General features: G+C 64.6%; 16 protein-coding genes and 3 tRNA genes. 5 read left to right on the top strand and 14 right to left on the bottom strand.

The annotated features are described in order from the left end of the window. Window positions 1–3: 3 nt before the first annotated feature. Window positions 4–1,344, top strand: coding sequence for an argininosuccinate synthase (argG, locus tag IB259_RS21535; protein WP_013392627.1), 1,341 nt, complete (start codon window positions 4–6; stop codon window positions 1,342–1,344). 487 nt (window positions 1,345–1,831) lie between these two features. On the opposite strand, the gene IB259_RS21530 is transcribed toward argG, so the two are convergent. From IB259_RS21530 to rnr, 12 genes are all read right to left on the bottom strand, one after another. After that, a complete protein-coding gene (locus IB259_RS21530) occupies window positions 1,832–3,760 on the bottom strand; it encodes a potassium transporter Kup (RefSeq protein WP_054451132.1) in 1,929 nt (642 codons plus the stop codon). Continuing rightward, complete coding sequence (locus tag IB259_RS21525; protein ID WP_225590495.1) at window positions 3,757–4,872, bottom strand: HAMP domain-containing sensor histidine kinase; 1,116 nt, start codon at window positions 4,870–4,872, stop codon at window positions 3,757–3,759. Before IB259_RS21525 ends, IB259_RS21530 begins: the two co-directional genes overlap by 4 nt. 66 nt (window positions 4,873–4,938) lie before the next feature. Next, window positions 4,939–5,610 carry a response regulator transcription factor gene (locus tag IB259_RS21520; protein ID WP_006218435.1) on the bottom strand — a complete coding sequence of 224 codons (672 nt, stop codon included), beginning with the start codon at window positions 5,608–5,610 and terminating at the stop codon, window positions 4,939–4,941. A gap of 65 nt (window positions 5,611–5,675) precedes the next feature. Beyond that, a complete protein-coding gene (locus tag IB259_RS21515) occupies window positions 5,676–6,158 on the bottom strand; it encodes a biopolymer transporter ExbD (RefSeq protein ID WP_054451131.1) in 483 nt (160 codons plus the stop codon). After that, the gene (locus tag IB259_RS21510) at window positions 6,158–7,153 is read right to left on the bottom strand and encodes a MotA/TolQ/ExbB proton channel family protein (protein WP_054451130.1); all 996 of its coding nucleotides are present in this window, start codon (window positions 7,151–7,153) and stop codon (window positions 6,158–6,160) included. The genes IB259_RS21515 and IB259_RS21510 overlap by 1 nt, the downstream gene beginning before the upstream one ends. Window position 7,154: 1 nt before the next feature. Further along, window positions 7,155–7,961, bottom strand: coding sequence for an energy transducer TonB (locus tag IB259_RS21505; RefSeq protein WP_054451129.1), 807 nt, complete (start codon window positions 7,959–7,961; stop codon window positions 7,155–7,157). A gap of 248 nt (window positions 7,962–8,209) precedes the next feature. Beyond that, window positions 8,210–8,285: transfer RNA gene (locus IB259_RS21500), tRNA-Val, on the bottom strand. A 155-nt stretch (window positions 8,286–8,440) separates the two neighbouring features. Further along, window positions 8,441–8,713, bottom strand: a complete 273-nt coding sequence (locus IB259_RS21495; protein WP_003812968.1) for an HU family DNA-binding protein — start codon at window positions 8,711–8,713, stop codon at window positions 8,441–8,443. Window positions 8,714–9,063: 350 nt separating this feature from the next. Then, a complete protein-coding gene (locus IB259_RS21490; RefSeq protein ID WP_119450515.1) occupies window positions 9,064–9,744 on the bottom strand; it encodes a Fe2+-dependent dioxygenase in 681 nt (226 codons plus the stop codon). A gap of 58 nt (window positions 9,745–9,802) precedes the next feature. After that, entirely contained in the window at window positions 9,803–11,047 is a 1,245-nt protein-coding gene (locus IB259_RS21485) for a cystathionine gamma-synthase family protein (RefSeq protein WP_054451127.1), read from the bottom strand. Window positions 11,048–11,099: 52 nt separating this feature from the next. Continuing rightward, the gene (rlmB, locus tag IB259_RS21480) at window positions 11,100–11,837 is read right to left on the bottom strand and encodes a 23S rRNA (guanosine(2251)-2'-O)-methyltransferase RlmB (protein ID WP_013392619.1); all 738 of its coding nucleotides are present in this window, start codon (window positions 11,835–11,837) and stop codon (window positions 11,100–11,102) included. A gap of 130 nt (window positions 11,838–11,967) precedes the next feature. After that, window positions 11,968–14,442, bottom strand: a complete 2,475-nt coding sequence (gene rnr / locus IB259_RS21475) for a ribonuclease R (RefSeq protein ID WP_119450517.1) — start codon at window positions 14,440–14,442, stop codon at window positions 11,968–11,970. Between the two features lie 243 nt (window positions 14,443–14,685). Between rnr and IB259_RS21470 the strand changes: the two genes are divergently transcribed. Beyond that, window positions 14,686–14,770: transfer RNA gene (locus IB259_RS21470), tRNA-Leu, on the top strand. A gap of 109 nt (window positions 14,771–14,879) precedes the next feature. On the opposite strand, the gene IB259_RS21465 is transcribed toward IB259_RS21470, so the two are convergent. Then, window positions 14,880–15,491, bottom strand: coding sequence for a tRNA-uridine aminocarboxypropyltransferase (locus tag IB259_RS21465; protein WP_192330067.1), 612 nt, complete (start codon window positions 15,489–15,491; stop codon window positions 14,880–14,882). A gap of 160 nt (window positions 15,492–15,651) precedes the next feature. Here IB259_RS21465 and IB259_RS21460 point away from each other — a divergent pair. After that, window positions 15,652–15,736 (top strand) — tRNA-Leu (locus IB259_RS21460). A 179-nt stretch (window positions 15,737–15,915) separates the two neighbouring features. Here the strand turns inward: IB259_RS21460 and IB259_RS21455 are convergent. Further along, window positions 15,916–16,365, bottom strand: a complete 450-nt coding sequence (locus IB259_RS21455) for a GNAT family N-acetyltransferase (protein WP_370126826.1) — start codon at window positions 16,363–16,365, stop codon at window positions 15,916–15,918. 113 nt (window positions 16,366–16,478) lie between these two features. Here IB259_RS21455 and IB259_RS21450 point away from each other — a divergent pair, with 113 nt between their 5' ends. After that, entirely contained in the window at window positions 16,479–17,372 is an 894-nt protein-coding gene (locus IB259_RS21450) for a DMT family transporter (RefSeq protein ID WP_175163411.1), read from the top strand. A gap of 27 nt (window positions 17,373–17,399) precedes the next feature. Continuing rightward, window positions 17,400–18,344, top strand: a complete 945-nt coding sequence (locus IB259_RS21445; RefSeq protein WP_175181687.1) for an AEC family transporter — start codon at window positions 17,400–17,402, stop codon at window positions 18,342–18,344. Window positions 18,345–18,347 lie beyond the last annotated feature (3 nt).

The raw sequence follows: 18,347 nt of genomic DNA, 5'->3' as shown, positions 1-18,347 counted from the left end.
ACAATGACCACTATCCTCCCGAACCTTCCCACCGGCCAGAAGGTCGGCATCGCCTTCTCCGGCGGCCTCGACACCAGCGCAGCGCTCCTCTGGATGCGCAACAACGGCGCCATCCCCTACGCCTACACCGCGAACCTGGGCCAGCCCGACGAGTCCGACTACGACGAGATCCCGCGCAAGGCCATGGCCTACGGCGCTGAAAAGGCCCGCCTGATCGACTGCCGCGCGCAGATGGTGGCCGAAGGCATCGCCGCCCTGCAATCGGGCGCGTTCCACATCTCGACCGCCGGCATCACCTACTTCAACACCACCCCGATCGGCCGCGCAGTGACCGGCACGATGCTGGTGGCCGCCATGAAGGAAGACGACGTCAACATCTGGGGCGACGGCAGCACCTTCAAGGGCAACGACATCGAGCGCTTCTACCGCTACGGCCTGCTGACCAACCCGGACCTGAAGATCTACAAGCCCTGGCTGGACCAGCGCTTCATCGACGAGCTCGGCGGCCGTTCGGAAATGTCCGAGTACATGCGCCAGGCCGGCTTCGACTACAAGATGTCGGCTGAAAAGGCCTACTCCACCGACTCCAACCTGCTGGGCGCCACCCACGAAGCCAAGGACCTGGAGCACCTGAACTCCGGCATCCGCATCGTCAAGCCCATCATGGGCGTCGCCTTCTGGCGCGACGACGTCGCCGTCAAGGCCGAGGAAGTCACCGTCCGCTTCGAGGAAGGCCACCCGGTCGCCCTGAATGGCGTGGAATACAGCGACCCCGTCGAACTGATGCTCGAAGCCAACCGCATCGGCGGCCGCCACGGCCTGGGCATGAGCGACCAGATCGAAAACCGCATCATCGAAGCCAAGAGCCGCGGCATCTACGAAGCCCCGGGCCTGGCCCTGCTGTTCATCGCCTACGAGCGCCTGGTCACCGGCATCCACAACGAAGACACCATCGAGCAGTACCGCGAAAGCGGCCGCAAGCTCGGCCGCCTGCTGTACCAGGGCCGTTGGTTCGACCCGCAAGCCATCATGCTGCGCGAAGCCGCCCAACGCTGGGTCGCCCGCGCCGTCACCGGCGAAGTCACCATCGAACTGCGCCGCGGCAACGACTACTCGCTGCTGAACACGGAATCGCCCAACCTGACCTACGCCCCCGAGCGCCTGTCCATGGAAAAGGTCGAAAACGCCCCGTTCACGCCCGCGGACCGCATTGGCCAGCTCACCATGCGCAACCTCGACATCGTCGACACCCGCGGCAAGCTCTTCACCTACGTGAAGACCGGCCTGCTCGCCTCCTCCGGCAGCTCGCTGCCGCAGCTGAGCGACGAAGGCAAGAAGAAGTAATTCTTCAACGCCATAAACCAGAAAGCCCTTCGGCACGCCGAAGGGCTTTTTGTTTGGCGAAGAGCGATCGGGCGCCAACCTCGATGAGAGCGAGCCCACTAAAGACAGTCACGACCAGCGCGCAGCGTCATCACCTACCGCAAGACACCGCGTAAGCCCCCAAAGGCCGCCTGCGCGGCCGGCCGGGGGCGAGCCCCGCAAGATCGTCCACCACACCCCACCCTAGGCGAGAACGCCAAGCACACCGCCCTCCCCAGCAACGGGACACATTCAGCCGACGCAGCCTGGGGCGGCGGGGGCCTGCCGCGCGCGGGGCGTCGATAAGCCCGAGGGAATCTGAAGGAAAGGCCGAAGGCCTTGACGAAGATGACTAAGGGGAAGTCCGGAGCGAAGGCTCCGGACCGCAATCGTTGCCCCGCGCGCGGCAGGCCCCCGCCGCCCCAGGCGTCAACAGAATGCAAATCACCACCAAGGAGCAAGCAAGAGCCTAAAGCTCCACCTGCATCCCCATCTCCACCACCCGATTAGCCGGAATCTTGAAGAACTTGGTACTCCGAGTAGAGTTCCGCGCCATGAACGAAAACACCGCCCGCCGCCAGCGCCACAGCGCCGGCTTCTTCGCCGCCACCACCGTCTGCCGCGACAGGAAGTAGGAAGTCCGCATCGGCTCCAGATCGATCTCCGGATACGCCTCGGCCACCAGTCGCAGCGCCTCCGGCACATCCGGATCTTCCTTGAAGCCGTAGTTGATCGTCGCCTGCCAACTGGACGCCGACAGCTTGGTCACGGAGAAGCGCTCCTCGGGCGAAACATAGGGCACGTCCGCCACCAGAATGGTCAGGAACAGCACATGGTCATGCAGCACCTTGTTGTGCTTCAGGTTGTGCAGCAGCGCCGGCGGCACATTGCCCGAGTTCATCGTCATGAAGATGGCCGTGCCCGGCACGCGCGACGGCGGGTACTCTTCGAGCTGCGCCATGAATTCCTTGAGCGGCTGGCGGTCCCGCTGCTGCATCTCCGACAGCAGCCGGCGGCCGCGGCGCCACGTCATCATCAGCGTGAACACCACTATCGCCACCAGCAGCGGCAGCCAGCCACCCTCGTGGATCTTGAACACGTTGGCCGAGAACAGCAGCACATCGAACAACAGCAACAGGCCCAGCGCCACCATCCACAGCACACGCTTGATGCCGGTCGAACCGCGCGGCAACACCGCGAAAGCCAGCACCGACGTCGTGAACATCGTCCCCGTGACCGCGAAGCCATAAGCGGCAGCCAGGTTGTCCGAATTGCGGAACAGCAGGACCAGGATCAGCACCGCGCACAGCAGCAGCGCATTGACCTGCGGCAGATAGATCTGGCCCTTCTCGATGGCCGACGTATGCAGGATCTGCATGCGCGGCCAGAAGCCCAGCTGCACCGCCTGGCGCGTGACCGAATAAGCGCCCGAAATCACCGCCTGCGACGCCACGATGGTCGCGATGGTGGCCAAGGCCACCAGCGGGGCCAGCCCCCATTCCGGCGCCATCATGAAGAACGGATTGCGGATCGCGGTCGGATCGCGCAACAACAGCGCGCCCTGGCCGAAATAGCACAGCGTCAGGGCCGGCAGCACCATGCTGAACCAGGCGCGGCGGATCGCCGGACGGCCGAAGTGGCCCATGTCGGCATACAGCGCCTCGGCGCCGGTCAAGGCCAGCACCACCGCCCCCAGCAGCACGAAACTGATCCACGGAAACTCGACGATGAAACGCAAACCCCACATCGGATTCAAGGCCCGCAGCACTTCCGGCGTCTGCCAGATCTGCCAGCCGCCCAGCGCCGCCAGCGTGCCGAACCACAACAGCATCACCGGACCGAACAGCTTGCCCATGGCGCCCGTGCCGTGCGACTGGATCGCGAACAGCGCAATCAGCACCACCAGCGACAGCGGCACGACCCAGGCATCCAGCTGATGCGACACGATGCCTATCCCTTCGAGCGCCGACAGCACTGAAATGGCTGGCGTGATCATGCTGTCGCCGTAGAACAGCGCCGCGCCGAAAATTCCCAGCACGATCAGCACCCAGCGCAGCTTGCCTTCACGCCCGCGCACCGCCAGTTCCAGCAAGGCCAGCGTGCCGCCCTCGCCGCGGTTGTCGGCGCGCAGCACCAGCGTCACGTACTTGAACGACACCACCACCATCAGCATCCAGAACAGGATGGACAGCACGCCCAGCAGGTGGGCAGGCTCCAGGTCGGTGTGCACGCTCAGTCCCGTCAGACAGGCACGCAGCGTATACAAGGGACTAGTGCCGATATCGCCGTACACCACGCCCAGCGCCCCCATGATGAGGGCGGCCCGCGACGATGGCGCGTGCCCGCCGAGTGTTTGCCCGTTGGACGACGAAGGAACGCTGGCCGAACCTTGGCTCATGATGTAGGTTCTTGACGAGTAAGTTGGGCGCCCTTGCGGGGGCCGGGAAACACGACGGACAGCCGTGTTCCTGCAAAGTCCGGACGGCTGGTGAGTTTCCACCAGGCGCCATGCGCGTGCGCGATTTCCCGCACGATGGCAAGTCCCAGGCCCGACCCGCCCGCGGTCGCGGTGGGAGAACGGTAGAAGGCCTCGAACACCCGTTCGCGCTCATCGGGAGAAATGCCCGGCCCATCGTCCTCCACGGTCAGCGAAGGCGGATTGGCGCCGACGATCAGCGTGATGCGGCCGGTCTTGTTGCCATAGCGCAGCGCGTTGTCGATGAGATTGCCCAGCAGTTCGGCCAGCAGCAAGGGATCGGCGTCGATCCAGATGGGCGCGTCCGGCGCGACCAGATCCAGCTCGTAGTGCGCCTCGCGCACCCGCGGAAACCATTCCGCGCCGTTCGCCCGCACCCATTCGCAAAGGTCGATGCGCACGAAGCTGTCCTGCGGACGGGCGTTAGGATCGGCGCGCGCCAGAACCAGCAACTGCTGCCCCAGGCGGATCATGCGGTCGCTCACCGCCTTGATGCGTTCGGCCCGCGCGCGCACGTCGTCGGGCAAGGGGCGCGCCAGCATCAATTCCGACTCCAGGCGCAACCCCGACAAAGGCGTGCGCAGCTGGTGCGCCGCATGGCCGATGAAGCGGCGCTGCGCCGCCAGCGAGGCATCCAGGCGCAGCAGCAGATCATTGGTGTGCGTGACCAGTGGCTCGATTTCGACCGGCACGCCGGCCACTTCCAGCGGCTGCATGTCGTCGATGGAGCGTTGCCGGATCTCTTCGGACAGGTGGTTGACCGACCGCAGCCCCGAACGCACGCCCTGCATCACCACCCAGGTGAACAGCGCGATCAACGCGACCTGCCCCACCACCATCAGCCAGAAGAAATCTTCCAGCATCCAGAGCGACATGTCGATCTTGTGCGTGATGACCCAGGTGGCCGCCAGGTCCAACAGGACCAGCAGGAGGATCGGCGGCATCAGGCGGATGACCAGATGCCGCGCCAGCGAACGGGAGGGAAGCAAGGGGCGGGAAACCGGAGTAGCGGTAGGAGTGCGTTCCTGCATCATGACGCAATGCCCTCGCCTAGGCGTATGGATGCGCGCGGCCGGTGCGACGCGGCCGCAGCCGGCCCGTCAGGCCGTTTCCACATCCAGCATGTAGCCAAAGCCGCGCACCGTTTGAATGCTGGCACCAGTGCCTTCCAGGCGCTTGCGCAGGCGGTACACGTAGACTTCGACGGCGTTTTCGCTGAAATCGGCATCCCAGGCCGACAGCGAGTTCACGATCTGGCGCTTGGTCACGACGCGACCGACACGGGCCATCAGCATTTCCAGCACGGAAAGCTCGCGCACCGACAGCGACAGGCGCTGGCCATTGGCGCGGACTTCGCGGCCAACGGTGTCGAACACCAGCGGGCCGACTTCAATCAGGGGCTGCGCCTGGCCGGCGCGGCGCCGGCCGAAGGCGCGCACGCGCGCCGCCAGCTCGGGCAATTCGAAAGGTTTGGTGACGTAGTCGTCCGCCCCGGCGTCCAGGCCGGCGACGCGGTCCTCGATGCCATCGCGGGCGGTGAGGATCAACACGGGAACCTGGTTGCCGTCCTGGCGCAATTGCCGCAGCACGTCCAGCCCGCTCATGCCCGGAAGGTTGAGGTCGAGCAGCATGAGGTCGTAAGGCTGCCCCGCCAAGGCGCCCAGAACCCGGTCGCCCTCGGTCAGCCAGTCGACCGCATAGCCTTGGTCGGCCAGAAATTCCTGGAGCGCGTGGCCCAGGGTGGTGTCGTCTTCGATTACCAGAACTCGCATGCGGCGATTCTAGCGCGATCCCGGCCGGAACGGGGCGCGAAATGCGCCCCGGGGCCGGGAAGCGTTCAAGGTGCGGACGGAGCCGGGGCGGCCCCGGCCGCAGCGGGCGCTGCGGAGCCGGCGACGCCGCCGGACGGAGGCGTGGTCACGAACCCGATGCGCGTCATGCCCGAACGGCGGGCCGAAGCCATGACCTTGGCCAGGGTCTCGTAACGCGTGTTCTGGTCCGCGCGGATGCGGATCTCGGGTTGCGGCTTGGTGCCGGCGATCGACTTGAAGCGGTTGGGCAGGTCATCGATATTGACCGGCTTCTCGTCCCAGAACAGCGCCCCGCTGGCATCGATCGCCAGGTCGACGGTCTTGGGTTCTTCCTCGATCTGCTCGGCGGCCACCTGGGGCATGTTGATCTTGATCGAATGCGCCAGCAGCGGCGCGGTGATGATGAAGATCACCAGCAGCACCAGCATCACGTCGATCAGGGGCACCATATTGATCTCGGAAACCGTATGGCTTCCGGATCCCTTGCCCTCGAAGCTGCCAAAGGCCATTATTCGCTCCCGCGTTGAGCCGCAGCGCCGTTGCCGTTCTGGCGGCGCAGGGCGCGCACCTTGCCGTCGGACAGAGCGACCTGCTGGCCGGTGGTCAGGAACGCGAACAAGTCATGCGCAAAGGCATCCAGGCGCGACAGGAACACGCGGTTGTTGCGCACAAAGGTGTTGTAGGCCAGCACCGCGGGAATGGCGACCGCCAGGCCCAGGCCCGTCATGATCAGCGCTTCGCCCACCGGACCGGCGATGCGGTTGATGGTCACGCCGTCGGACAGGCCGATGCCGACCAGAGCATGGTACACGCCCCACACCGTGCCGAACAGGCCCACGAACGGCGCCGTCGAACCCACCGAAGCCAGGACGGTCAGGCCGTTTTCCAGCTTCGCGGTTTCTTCGTCGATGACCTTGCGCATGGTGCGCGTGACGAAATCGGAGTTGCTGCCCGACTCTTCAAGCTTGGTCGCGCCGAACTTGTTGTGATGCGCCTGCGCATGCATGGCGTGACTGGCCAGGTGCGAGAACGGATCGCGCGCGCCATGCGTGACGATTTCGTTTTCGACCTGTTCGAGCGAGCTGGCGTTCCAGAACTTGTTCAGGAAGTCCGCGGAGCGCTTGCGCATGCTGACGTTGCTCGCGACCTTGACCAGGATCAGGTACCAGGTCACAAGCGACATCAGGATCAGGATGATGAACAGGCCTTTGCCGACGAAGTCGCTTTGCGCGATGAAGTGCATGAAGCCCATGTCGGGGACCGCGGCGGGGGCCGGCGCGGCAGGCAGCGCCGAGGGCAGCGCGGCGGCGGCGCCGTGCAGCGCGTCGGCCGATTGCTGGACAGCGCCGGCGGCTTGCTGAGCCGTGGCACCGACCGCCGAGGCGGCTTGTTGAGCTGCGGGCGCGGCCGCAGCCGCGGCAGGCGCAGCGGCGGCGGCAGCCGGCGCTGCCGGGCTGGTGGTCGCCTGCGCCACCAGGGTGGCGCTATGCAGTGCGTTGGACATCTCAGTTCCTCATTACGAAATCGAACGGAATTTTGGCTTTGGCGGGATAGGCCACGCCGTTACGGGTATACGGTTTGAAACGACCCTTGCGGGCGGCTGCCAGCGCCGATTCGTCCAGGCGCGGAAAGCCCGAGGACGCATCGATGGTTGCCCGCTCGACCAGCCCCTGGGTGTTGATCTCGACCAGCACCACCACGCGACCCTCTTCCCGCATGCGGCGCGATGCCATCGGGTAATTGGGCATGGGGCGCGCCCCCTGGAATTCGATGCTGGATACCAGCACCGGCTGATCCGGCGGCGGCCCTTGCTGCGGCCCTTGCGGCGCCTGCGTGCCTTCGGGCGCGCCACTGGGCGGCGCCTTTGGCGCTTCCGGCTTGGGCTCGACCTTGACGTCCTGCTTGGGCTCGGGTTTGGGTTTAGGCTTGGGTGGCGGCTTGGGCTTGGGTTTGGGCGCCGGCATCGGCGGCTTTTCAACCACCGGTTCCGGTTCGGGTTCAGGTTCCGGCTCGGGCTTGAGTTCAGGCTCCGGTTCGGGCTCGACCTCGGGCTGCGGCGGCTCGGGCGGCGTTTCCGTCACCGGCTGCGGCTCCTCGGGAGTGGGCTCGGCCTTGGCGATCTGGGGAATGGGCGCATCCACCACGCTCACCATGATGGCTTCGGGTTCTTCGAGTTCAGGACGATTCTCGGGTGCCATGAAGATGGCGCCTACCACTGCCGCATGCAGCGCCAGGACCGTCAGGCCAGCGCCTGCGCGTATACCGAATGAAGAGCGCGAAGAAGAATTCCAACCGCGTTGAAAACTAGGCATGAATCAGCCAGGGTGCATTGACTTATCCGGCCAGCCAGGAAAGACGCACACGCGATGGCGACGCCGGCTGACCGGTACAAGCCCACAATAATATCTTAAATGCGAATGATTCGCACGTCCTATTTCATCTGATCCCGTCCTACATTTCTGAGCGAGATCAACCGGCACGAGCGATGCGGCGCGCGCAAAACAAAAAACCCGCCACCATGACGTGTGCGGGTTTTGTGTGGAGCGCATATCGGAGCTTTTGGTGGGTGCTACAGGGGTCGAACCTGTGACCTACGCCTTGTAAGGGCGCCGCTCTACCAACTGAGCTAAGCACCCATTTTGATGCAGCCTCAAGACGAAATTCGCGAAAAATCCGTACAAGCAACTGCCAACCGGGGCACTCAAAAGCAATACGCGGGCCGGAGTATACCGGACCGCGCAGTTGGGGGCAAATCGCCAGGCCTGAATGCCTGCGACCCGCCCGCCGTCCATTAGTTGACGGCGTCCTTCAGGGCCTTGCCCGGACGGAACTTCGGCACCTTGGCCTTCTTGATCTTGATGGTTTCGCCAGTGCGCGGATTACGGCCGGTGCGCGCGGCGCGAGCCGACACAGCGAACGTGCCAAAGCCAACCAACGTAACCGTACCGCCCTTCTTCAGGGTGGTCTTGACGGCACCGATCAGGGCGTCGAGCGAGCGACCAGCGGCGGCCTTGGAGATGTCGGCCTTGCTGGCGATGTGATCGATGAGTTCGGTTTTGTTCATTCAGGTGTACCCCTCACAAGGTATGGAGTCTGCCGGAGTGCAGTTCATGGCCGTCATGATGGACGCCGCAGAAGACGCAAAACCGACAAACGACGAACAGACAGTGGATAAACTTTTTTCTTGCGCTGCGAAGCACAACTTTTAAACTGCTGCGCCGCCTGGATTCAATGGCAAATTGCCTTCAAATCACCAGCGACGCAGACGTGTATTAGGCCTTGGCGTGGCGCGGCTGTCAAGCGAAAACCTCACCACAACCCGCGTCAATACTAGCTTTTAGACCGTTTCGCAATAAACAGAAACACGCATTTCGGGGTTTGCGCGACACCCTCGAACGCGATCGTTAACTTGCGTCAGACATCGGCCCATCGACGCAGCAAATTGTGATAAATGCCGGTGAGTTGCACGATGGAGGGATGCCCCGCGGCATCCTGATTCAAGCGCTGTATGGCCACATCCATGTCCAGCAGCAGTGCGCGCTGGCTGTCTTCGCGCACCAGGCTCTGCATCCAGAAAAACGACGATACGCGCGCGCCCCGCGTCACCGGATTGACCTTATGCAGGCTGGTGCCCGGGTACAGCACCATATGCCCTGCGGGCAGCTTCACTGCGCGCGGGCCATAGGTGTCGTCGATGACCAGCTCGCCGCCATCGTAGGAATCGGGCTCGGAAAAGAACAGCGTGGCCGAGAGGTCCGTGCGCACGCGCTCAGCCGTGCCGGCGATGCCGCGCACCGCATTGTCCACGTGATAGCCGAATGCCTCCCCGCCCTCATAGCGATTGAACAAGGGCGGAAAGATCTTGCGCGGCAGCGCGGCCGACATGAACAGGTTGTTGGCCGCCAGGCGCTGCAGGATCAGATTGCCCAACTCCTGCGCCAGGGGATGCTGCTCCGGCAGTTGGCGATTGCGCTTGACCTCGGCCGACTGATAGCCGGCGGTGACCTTGCCGTCGACCCAATCGGCGGCGTCCAGGCGGCGCCGGATCTCGGCCGCCTCTTCTGGCGTGAAAACTTCTGCGATCTGTATGAGCATGGGCGCTATCCCGATTGCGTTGCAGGCGCGCCCGGCCACCGGTCGCGCGCGTGCCGCATTATCCCTGCAGGCAGCCGTTGAGCGCCTGATCGAAATCAAACAGCAGATCGGCCTCGTCTTCGATGCCCACGGACACGCGGATGAGACTGTCCGCGATGCCCATCTGCTTGCGGCGCTCGGCGCCCATCTCGTAATAGATGGTGTGGGCGGCAGGCAGCGCCAGGCTGCGCGTATCGCCCAGGTGAGTCGCCATCAGCACGATGCGCAGGCGGTTCAGGAAATCAAAGCAGTCCACCCCGTCCGCCAGTTCGACGCCCAACAGGCCGCCGAAGCGCGAGCCGAACAACGCCGCCGCGCGCGCATGCTGCGGATGGCTGGCCAGCCCGGGGTAATGCACCTTGGCCACGCCCGGATGATCCTCAAGGAAGCGCGCCAGCGCCAACGCGTTGGCGCAGTGCTTGGCCATGCGCAGGGCCAGGGTCTCGGCGCCTACCGCGATGCGGTGCGCAGGCTCGGCTGCCAGGGTCCCGCCCATGTCGCGCAGGCCCTTCTTCTTGACCTGCGTGAGCCCCCAACTGGTGGACGGTCCCTTGCGATAGGCCTCGTAGATGTTCGCGTAATTCGACCAGTCATACAGCCCCGTGTCCGTGACGGCGCCGCCCAACGCATTGCCATGGCCGCCGATGTACTTGGACAGCGAGTTCATCACCAGGGACGCCCCGACCGAGACAGGCCGGAACATCCAGGGCGAGGTCAGCGTATTGTCGACCACGTAGACCAGGCCCTTCTCGCGGCAGATTTCTCCAATCACGGCCAGGTCAGCAACCTGCGTGCCCGGATTGGCGATGGTCTCGGTGAAAACCATGCGGGTGTTGGGCTGGATCGCCGCACGCACCTGCGCCGAATCCGTCGCGTCCACGAAGGTGATTTCCACCCCCAGTTCCAGCAGCGTGCCCAGCAGGCTGTTGGTGTTGCCAAACACGAACTGGCTGGACACCAGATGGTCGCCTCGGCGCAGCAGCGTGGTGAAGATGGCGGCCAGCGCCGCCATGCCGGTCGCGAAGCTGACCGTGCCCTTGCCGCCTTCCATCTGGTTGACCTTGGCCTCCAGCGCGGTGGTGGTGGGCGTGCCTTGGCGGGCGTAGGTAAAGCCGGCCTTGCCCTGAAAGACCGCGGCCAGCTCACGGGCGTCTTCGTAGGCGAACTCCGAGGACGGATGCATGGGCTTGTGCACCGCTCCGTGCTCGACGGATTGCTTGCGGTCGGAATGGAGGATCGTGGTGGTAAAGCCGTTCTGGTGCATGATGGGCTGACGCGAAGAGGATATGGTCTACAAGATAGGTAAGACGGATGAATCAGGAACGGCGCTGGCGCACGGTTTCATAGAGGCAGACGGCGCTGGCCACGCTGACGTTCAGGCTTTCCACCGAACCCAGCATGGGGATGTTCACCAGTTGATCGCAGGTTTCCCGCGTCAGGCGGCGCATGCCCTCGCCTTCCGCCCCCATGACCCAGGCCATGGGCTGGCGCGCATCGATCTGATGCATGCTGTCGGTGGCCTGGTCGTCGGTGCCCACCAGCCACACGCCACGGTCCTTCAGGCTGCGCATGGTGCGCGCCAGGTTGGTCACCATCAGATAGGGCACGGTATCGGCCGCGCCGCAAGCCACGCGCTGCACGGTTGCGTTCAGGCCGACGGCCCGGTCGCGCGGCGCGATGACGGCGTGCACGCCGGCGGCATCCGCGGTACGCAGGCAGGCGCCCAGGTTGTGGGGATCGGTCACGCCATCCAGGATCAACAGCAGCGGCGGGCCTTCGATGACATCGAGTACCTCATCCACGTCCACCGCCAGTTGGCGCTCTTCGGCCAGCGCCACCACGCCCTGATGGCGGGTGCCGCGGGACAGGCCGTCCAGGCGCTCCATGGGGACCGGATGCAGGCGGCAGCCCGCTTTTTCGGCCTGCTCGATGAACGTCTGCATCCGCTTGTCGCGGCGCGACGCCTCTACATAGATTTCCTTGATCGAGTCGGGCGCGTGGCGCAGCCGCGCAACAACCGCGTGAAACCCGGCCAGGACTTGGGTCGACGCCATAAATGCAATACCTTTAGATAAACGAATACCCGCCCCAGAGCGGGGCGGGCCACCGGACCAAGCCGGCCATAGATGCAATGTTACCCCTTATGGCGCAGCCGCCATACGACGGCCTCGCCATAAGGAAGTGTCAGTGGCGCTTGTGCGCGGCCTTCTTGGCCGGCGCTGCGCGCTTGGATGCCTTGGGCGCCCGCGGCGGCTTGCTGGCCTTCTTGGCCTCGGCGCGACGCTCCTTGGCAGTCTGGCCCTTCAGGGCGGCGGGCTTGGGCGACGCGGCCTTCTTGACACGGCGCGAGGGCTCATCCGGGCTGCGGGCCGACGCCTTGCGCAAGGCGTCGAAGCTCGTGCCCTGCACCAGGCGGAACTCGATGCGGCGGGCTTCGAGGTCCACGCGCGACACCTGCACCTGCACCTTGTCGGTCAGGCGGTAGCGCATGCCCGTGCGTTCGCCGCGCAACTCGTGCAGGGCGTCGTTGAACTGGAAATACTCGCCGCCCAGTTCGGAAACATGCACCAGCCCTTCGACGTGCAGGGTGTCCAGCGTGACGAAGATGCCGAAGCTGGCGACGCCGGTAACGGTGCCGCTGAAGTCCTCGCCCACGCGCTCCTTGACGAACCAGCACTTGAGCCAGGCTTCGACGTCGCGCGACGCCTCGTCGGCGCGGCGCTCGCTGGCGGACAGCACCAGGCCCATCTTTTCCCAGATGGCATGTTCGTGCTCGCGCTGCGTGCGGCCGATCACCACAGGCTGGTCTTCCAGGCTGGGCACATAGCGCTGACCGGCCAGCAACGCCTTGATGACACGATGCGTCAGCAGGTCGGGATAGCGGCGGATGGGCGAGGTGAAGTGGCTGTAGCCGGGATAGGACAAGCCAAAGTGGCCCATATTGTCGGGGCTGTAGACCGCCTGCTGCATGGAGCGCAGGCACATCGTCTGCAACAGCTGGTAGTCGGGGCGTCCGCGCACCGAATCCAGGAAGTCGCCGTAATCCTTGGCCGTGGGCGTCTCGCCGCCGCCCAGCGACAGGCCCATGGTGCGCAGGAATTCGCGCAGCGACTGCAGGCGTTCGGGCGTGGGGCCTTCGTGGATGCGGTACAGGCCGGGATGCTTGCTGCGGGTCATGAAGTCGGCCGCGCAGGTATTGGCGGCCAGCATGCACTCTTCAATCAGCTTGTGGGCATCGTTGCGCACCGACGGCACGATTTGCTCGATACGGCCGAGCTCATTGCAGACGATCTTGGTCTCGACCGTGTCGAAGTCGATGGCGCCGCGCTTCTTGCGCCCTTGCGCCAGCAGCTGAAAGAGTTCATACAGGTGCTGGACCTGGGGCATGACGCTGCGCATGGCGTGCGCGGCAGGACCGCCGGGCTGTTGCAGGGCGGCCCAGATGTTCGTATAGGTGGTGCGCGCATGCGAGTGCATGACCGCGTTATAGAACTGGTAGGCCGTGACCGTACCAGCCTTGGCGCCGCTGGCCGGAATGACCATGTCGCAAACCAGCACCAGGCGGTCGACGTCCGGGTTCAGCGAACACAAGCCGTTGGACAACGACTCCGGCAGCATCGGGATGACCCGGCGCGGAAAGTACACGCTGGTGCCGCGTTCGATCGCGTCGTCGTCCAGGGCGTCACCCGGACGCACATAGTGGCTGACGTCGGCGATGGCCACCAGCAGGCGCCAGCCCGGGCGCTTGCGCTGGCCCGCGCCCAGCTCCACGGGCTCACAGTACACCGCGTCGTCGAAGTCGCGCGCGTCCTCGCCGTCGATGGTGATGAGCGGCACGTCGCGCAGGTCGACGCGGTCCTTGAGATCGGTCTTCCTGACCACGTCCGGCAGGCGTGCGGCCTGCTTGAGCGCGGCTTCCGAGAAATCGACCGGCACGTCGAACTTGCGCACCGCGATCTCGATTTCCATGCCGGGATCGTCGATCTCGCCCAGCACCTCGGCCACACGGCCCAGCGGCTGCGTGTGGCGAGTGGGCTGTTCCATGATTTCAACCGCGACCACCTGCCCATGCTGGGCGCCGTTGGTGTCGCTGGGCGGAATCAGGATGTCATGCTTGATGCGCTGGTCCTCGGGCACGACGATGGACAGGCCATGCTCGTGCAGGAAGCGCCCCACCAGCTTGTTGGTGCGGCGCTCGATGACTTCGACGATGGTGCCTTCCGGCTTGCCGCGGTATTCGCCAGTGGGTTTGACCAGCACACGGTCGCCATGCAGCACCTTGAGCATTTCGCGCGGCGACAGGAACAGGTCCGGGCCGCCGTCGTCACGCAACAGGAAGCCGAAGCCGTCGCGATGCCCCAGCACCTTGCCGGCGACGAAGTCCAGTTTGGTGGCCAGCAGCAACACGCCCTTGCGGTTGGGCATCAATTGGCCGTCGCGCTCCATGGCGCCCAGGCGGCGCTCAAATCCCACCATCGTCGCGGCGCGCTCGACGCCCATGCGTTCGGCCAGTTCCACCGGAGACAGCGGCGAGCCTGCGGCGCGCAGCGCTTTCAGGATGGCTTCACGGGACGGGACATCAGGATCGAAGTCCGGCGGCGCTTCGGGCAAGGGTGTTGATCTGTTGTTATTCGATTCGTTATTCGATCGTTTTGCCAAAGCTAAAATTTCCGTATATAATGCGCAGCTTCTGTGGTTCGCCCAAGGCTGAACACTGAAGCAGAAAATGGTCAGAAGGGCCGGGAAGTTTAAAACCCAGCCGGGGTTTGAAAAGCAAGTTGCTTAAAAACCTTATTGTAGAACCAACTGCACTTTGGACGCATGTTTTAGTTAATGTGTTTTAACTGAAGCGATGCGACTAGAGCGGCAGCGTATCACATACTTCTGACAGTATCTCTCAGTGCCCAGGTGGCGGAATTGGTAGACGCGCATGGTTCAGGTCCATGTGCCGCAAGGTGTGGAGGTTCGAGTCCTCTCCTGGGCACCACGGAATTTCAATCAAGACCATGCAAGGCGGTCTTGATGGCAACGGCTAAAAAGCCCCGGAAATCGCAAGATTCCCGGGGCTTTTGCTTTGCGCCCCGCCACTGCGTGTTTCAACGCCACGGCACCTTGCGATTCAAATGATGCCGCGCGTACAGATCCGCGCCCATGCCTTCGATCTGGCCATCGATCAACGCTTCGAAAGGCCGCAGCAGCGCATCGAAATTCGTCGGCGCTTCAATCGCATTCAAGGCATGCACCACGGCCTCTATCGTGGACAGCGCGCCCGGCACGTCGGCGTGACGAACCCGGTAGCGCGTGGAAAGCCCCGCGGGCAACATCACGCGCGGCAAGGCGGCCAGCGCCGGGTTGATATGCAGCAGCTTGCGCGCATGTCCCCAGGTGCCGTCAGGCACGATCAATCTGATGGGCGCGCCCAGGTCCTGCCCGTAGCCCGGCGCCAACACCTCGGCGCCCTCGCCCGGAAACAGCAGGCGAGGCAGATGGCCTGGCAGCGCCCAATCCTCTTCCGAAAAATATTCGCCCACCACGCGTTGCGCGCCCGCCAGCCCCAGCACCGCCAGCCTTGCTGTGTTCAAGGCATGGCGCGCCTCGCTCGGATGCTGCAACACCACGACGCGAGTGCGGCAGGAAAGCGAGGGAATCAGCGCGCACAGACAGTGCGACAGAGGACGCAGACAACGCGTGCAGAGGGTACGGGACATGGGGCGACACTATATCGAAAGTTCGAAAGCGCCCGGCAGCAAAAAAATATGAAAAAAAAGCCACACGACTTGCACACTTCAAAAAAAGTGTGCATAATCTCATTCCTCTGCTGCTGAACAAGAAACAACGCGAAAGCGAAGCGACAAGTAAAGCATCAGCGCCCAGGTGGCGGAATTGGTAGACGCGCATGGTTCAGGTCCATGTGCCGCAAGGTGTGGAGGTTCGAGTCCTCTCCTGGGCACCAATTATTACATCACGAGGTACCTGCGTGATGCGCCAAAAAAACCCCGAACGCGTAAGCGTCCGGGGTTTTTTCTTTGTGTGGCCCTTTTCTTGCGGCCCTTTTCTTGCGGCCCTTTTCTTTATCCCGCCTATTTGATTTGCCCGGCCCGCAGGCAGACGCTTTGAGCCGGGCGGCCCGCCCTACTTCAGCACGCGGGTCATGACCACGTGCGGAATACCGGCCTCGACGAATTCCTCGCCTTCCACATTGAAGCCATGGGCCTGGTAGAAACCTGCCGCATGCGTCTGCGCGTGCAGCACCAGCATGCGGTGGCCGTCGCCATGGCCCTGTTCGATCAGCGCGTCCAGCAACTGGCTGCCGACGCCCATGCCGCGGGCCTTCTTGTGGACCGCCATGCGGCCGATGTGGCCGTCGGGCAGAAGCCGGCCCGTGCCCATGGGCGTGCCGTCCGGGCCGTAGGCCACGGCGTGCACCGACACCGCGTCATCGTCGTCCAGCTCGACCTCGGGCGGCACTTTCTGTTCGACGACGAACACTTCATGGCGCACCGAATACGCGTCGTCGCGCAAGCGGTCCCAGGTGCCCAGGGCGATACGCACCGTAGATTGTTTGTTGGTCGACATGTCCATCCCTCGCGTGCAGCAAATGAATAAAAGAATCCTAAACCTCATTTTGGCAGGGATGAACAATGGCCAAAAGGGGGTACGATCGCGGCTTGCCCATGTCGTCCATGTTCCGCCACATGCCGCCTGCCGCTCCCCCCGCCTGGTTGAAAGCCGCGCCCGCGCTCTTCCTGCTTCTCTGGTCCAGCGGTTTCGTCGTGCTCAAAGTGGGCCTGGCCTATGCCGACCCCATGACGTTCCTGGCGCTGCGCTACGCCTGCGTGGTGCTGATACTTGCGCCCTTCATGCTGTTCCTGCGCCCGCCGCTGCCGCGCGGCGCCAGCGCCTGGGGCCATCTGGCGATGGTCGGACTGCTGTTGCAGGCAGGCTACTTCTGTTTCACCTACTTGTCTCTCAAGCAAGGCATGTCGGCGGGCGGCGTGGCGCTGATCACCTCGTTGCAACCTATCCTGATCGGCCTGCTGGCGCCGGCGATCGCGCACGAGAAAGTCGACGCCCGCCGCTGGGCAGGCCTGGGCCTGGGGGTGTCAGGCGCCGCGCTGGTGATCATCGCCAAGGCTTCGATCGATGTGCTCTCGCCGCTGGGCCTGGCGTTCGCCATCAGCGCCCTGCTCTGCATCACCGGCGGCACGCTGTATGAAAAACGCTATGGCGTGCAAACGCATCCCGTCACGTCCAACATGGTGCAGTACGCGGTCGGCCTGATCGCCACCGCGCCGCTGGCGTACTGGCTGGAGCCGATGCATATCGAATGGACCGGGCCCCTGCTGGCTTCGCTGGCTTATCTGGTCGTGGGCAATTCGCTGGTGGCGATCACCTTGCTGCTGACCATGATCCGCTATGGCGAGGCCTCCCGCGTGTCGGCGCTGTTCTTCCTGGTGCCGCCCTGCACCGCCGTCATTGCGCTGATCATCCTGGGCGAAGCCATTCCCGCGCTGGCCTGGCCGGGCATGGCCCTGGCAGCGCTCGGCATCCTGCTGGTGACGCGCACGGCGCATACCGCTGCCAAGTAGAATGAGCGCCCCTCCAGGTCCCTGTCCATGAACGCTGTCGTTACCTCCGCCCTGCCGGTCTTCGCGCTGATCCTGACTGGCTGGCTCGCCGCCCGCTGGCGCATCCTGGGTCCCGGCGCCACCGACGCGCTGAACCGCTACGTCGTGTATCTGTCGCTGCCCGCGCTGCTGTTCCGCGCCATGACGCAGGTCGATCTGACGCATATGGCGCACTGGGGTTTCGTGGGCGCCTTCGCGGGCGGCATCGCCGTCACGTTCCTCGCCTCGTTTATCGGCGCGCGCGGCTCGCAGCGCGCGCTGACCGACCGTGGCATCCAGGGGCTGGCCGCGTCCTACGCCAACGCCGGCTACATGGGCATTCCGCTGTGCCTGGCGTTGCTCGGCCCTGACAGCATGGCGCCGGCCACCTTCACCACCCTGCTCACCGCAAGCGTGCTGTTCGGCTTTGCCATCGCCTTGATCGAGTTCGACCGCCAACAGACGCCCAATCTGTCCTTGACCCTGCTCAAGGTCGGCCGCGCGCTGCTGCGCAACCCCCTGCTGGCGGCTCCGCTGCTGGGTCTGGCCTGGGCCTTCACCGGCCTGGCGCTGCCGGAAGGCGTGGACCGCTACGTGGCCTTGCTGGGCGCGTCCGCCAGTCCCTGCGCGCTGGTCACGATCGGCCTGTTCCTGGCGCAGACGGAAACGTCCAGCTCGGGACCCGGCGTCATGCGCCTGGTCGCCGGCAAGCTGCTGCTGCAGCCCGCCGTCACGGCGGTGCTGGCGTTCTACGTCTTCGCCATGCCGCCGGTATGGGCCTGGACCGCCGTGCTGATGAGCGCGCTGCCCATCGGCACCGGCCCCTTCATGCTGGCGCAGATGTACGGGCGCGACGCCCGCGTAACCTCGCGCGCCATCCTGGTTTCCACCGTCGCATCGGTGCTGACCGTCAGCCTGCTGGTCGCCTGGATCAGCGCACACCCGATTTCCTGATCG

The organism is Achromobacter sp. ACM04 (assembly GCF_014851465.1).
Classification (GTDB): Bacteria; Pseudomonadota; Gammaproteobacteria; order Burkholderiales; family Burkholderiaceae_B; genus Achromobacter; species Achromobacter aegrifaciens.
Note: the sequence above shows the minus strand (reverse complement) of the source record. Positions and strands in the feature narration are given on the sequence as shown.

What these genes read in the sequence shown, in the direction of transcription:
- argG (WP_013392627.1), top strand. Translation starts at nt 4, where the DNA reads ATGACCACTATCCTCCCGAACCTTCCCACCGGCCAGAAGGTCGGCATC.
- IB259_RS21530 (WP_054451132.1), bottom strand. Translation starts at nt 3,760, where the DNA reads ATGAGCCAAGGTTCGGCCAGCGTTCCTTCGTCGTCCAACGGGCAAACA.
- IB259_RS21525 (WP_225590495.1), bottom strand. Translation starts at nt 4,872, where the DNA reads ATGATGCAGGAACGCACTCCTACCGCTACTCCGGTTTCCCGCCCCTTG.
- IB259_RS21520 (WP_006218435.1), bottom strand. Translation starts at nt 5,610, where the DNA reads ATGCGAGTTCTGGTAATCGAAGACGACACCACCCTGGGCCACGCGCTC.
- IB259_RS21515 (WP_054451131.1), bottom strand. Translation starts at nt 6,158, where the DNA reads ATGGCCTTTGGCAGCTTCGAGGGCAAGGGATCCGGAAGCCATACGGTT.
- IB259_RS21510 (WP_054451130.1), bottom strand. Translation starts at nt 7,153, where the DNA reads ATGTCCAACGCACTGCATAGCGCCACCCTGGTGGCGCAGGCGACCACC.
- IB259_RS21505 (WP_054451129.1), bottom strand. Translation starts at nt 7,961, where the DNA reads ATGCCTAGTTTTCAACGCGGTTGGAATTCTTCTTCGCGCTCTTCATTC.
- IB259_RS21495 (WP_003812968.1), bottom strand. Translation starts at nt 8,713, where the DNA reads ATGAACAAAACCGAACTCATCGATCACATCGCCAGCAAGGCCGACATC.
- IB259_RS21490 (WP_119450515.1), bottom strand. Translation starts at nt 9,744, where the DNA reads ATGCTCATACAGATCGCAGAAGTTTTCACGCCAGAAGAGGCGGCCGAG.
- IB259_RS21485 (WP_054451127.1), bottom strand. Translation starts at nt 11,047, where the DNA reads ATGCACCAGAACGGCTTTACCACCACGATCCTCCATTCCGACCGCAAG.
- rlmB (WP_013392619.1), bottom strand. Translation starts at nt 11,837, where the DNA reads ATGGCGTCGACCCAAGTCCTGGCCGGGTTTCACGCGGTTGTTGCGCGG.
- IB259_RS21465 (WP_192330067.1), bottom strand. Translation starts at nt 15,491, where the DNA reads ATGTCCCGTACCCTCTGCACGCGTTGTCTGCGTCCTCTGTCGCACTGT.
- IB259_RS21455 (WP_370126826.1), bottom strand. Translation starts at nt 16,365, where the DNA reads ATGGACATGTCGACCAACAAACAATCTACGGTGCGTATCGCCCTGGGC.
- IB259_RS21450 (WP_175163411.1), top strand. Translation starts at nt 16,479, where the DNA reads ATGCCGCCTGCCGCTCCCCCCGCCTGGTTGAAAGCCGCGCCCGCGCTC.
- IB259_RS21445 (WP_175181687.1), top strand. Translation starts at nt 17,400, where the DNA reads ATGAACGCTGTCGTTACCTCCGCCCTGCCGGTCTTCGCGCTGATCCTG.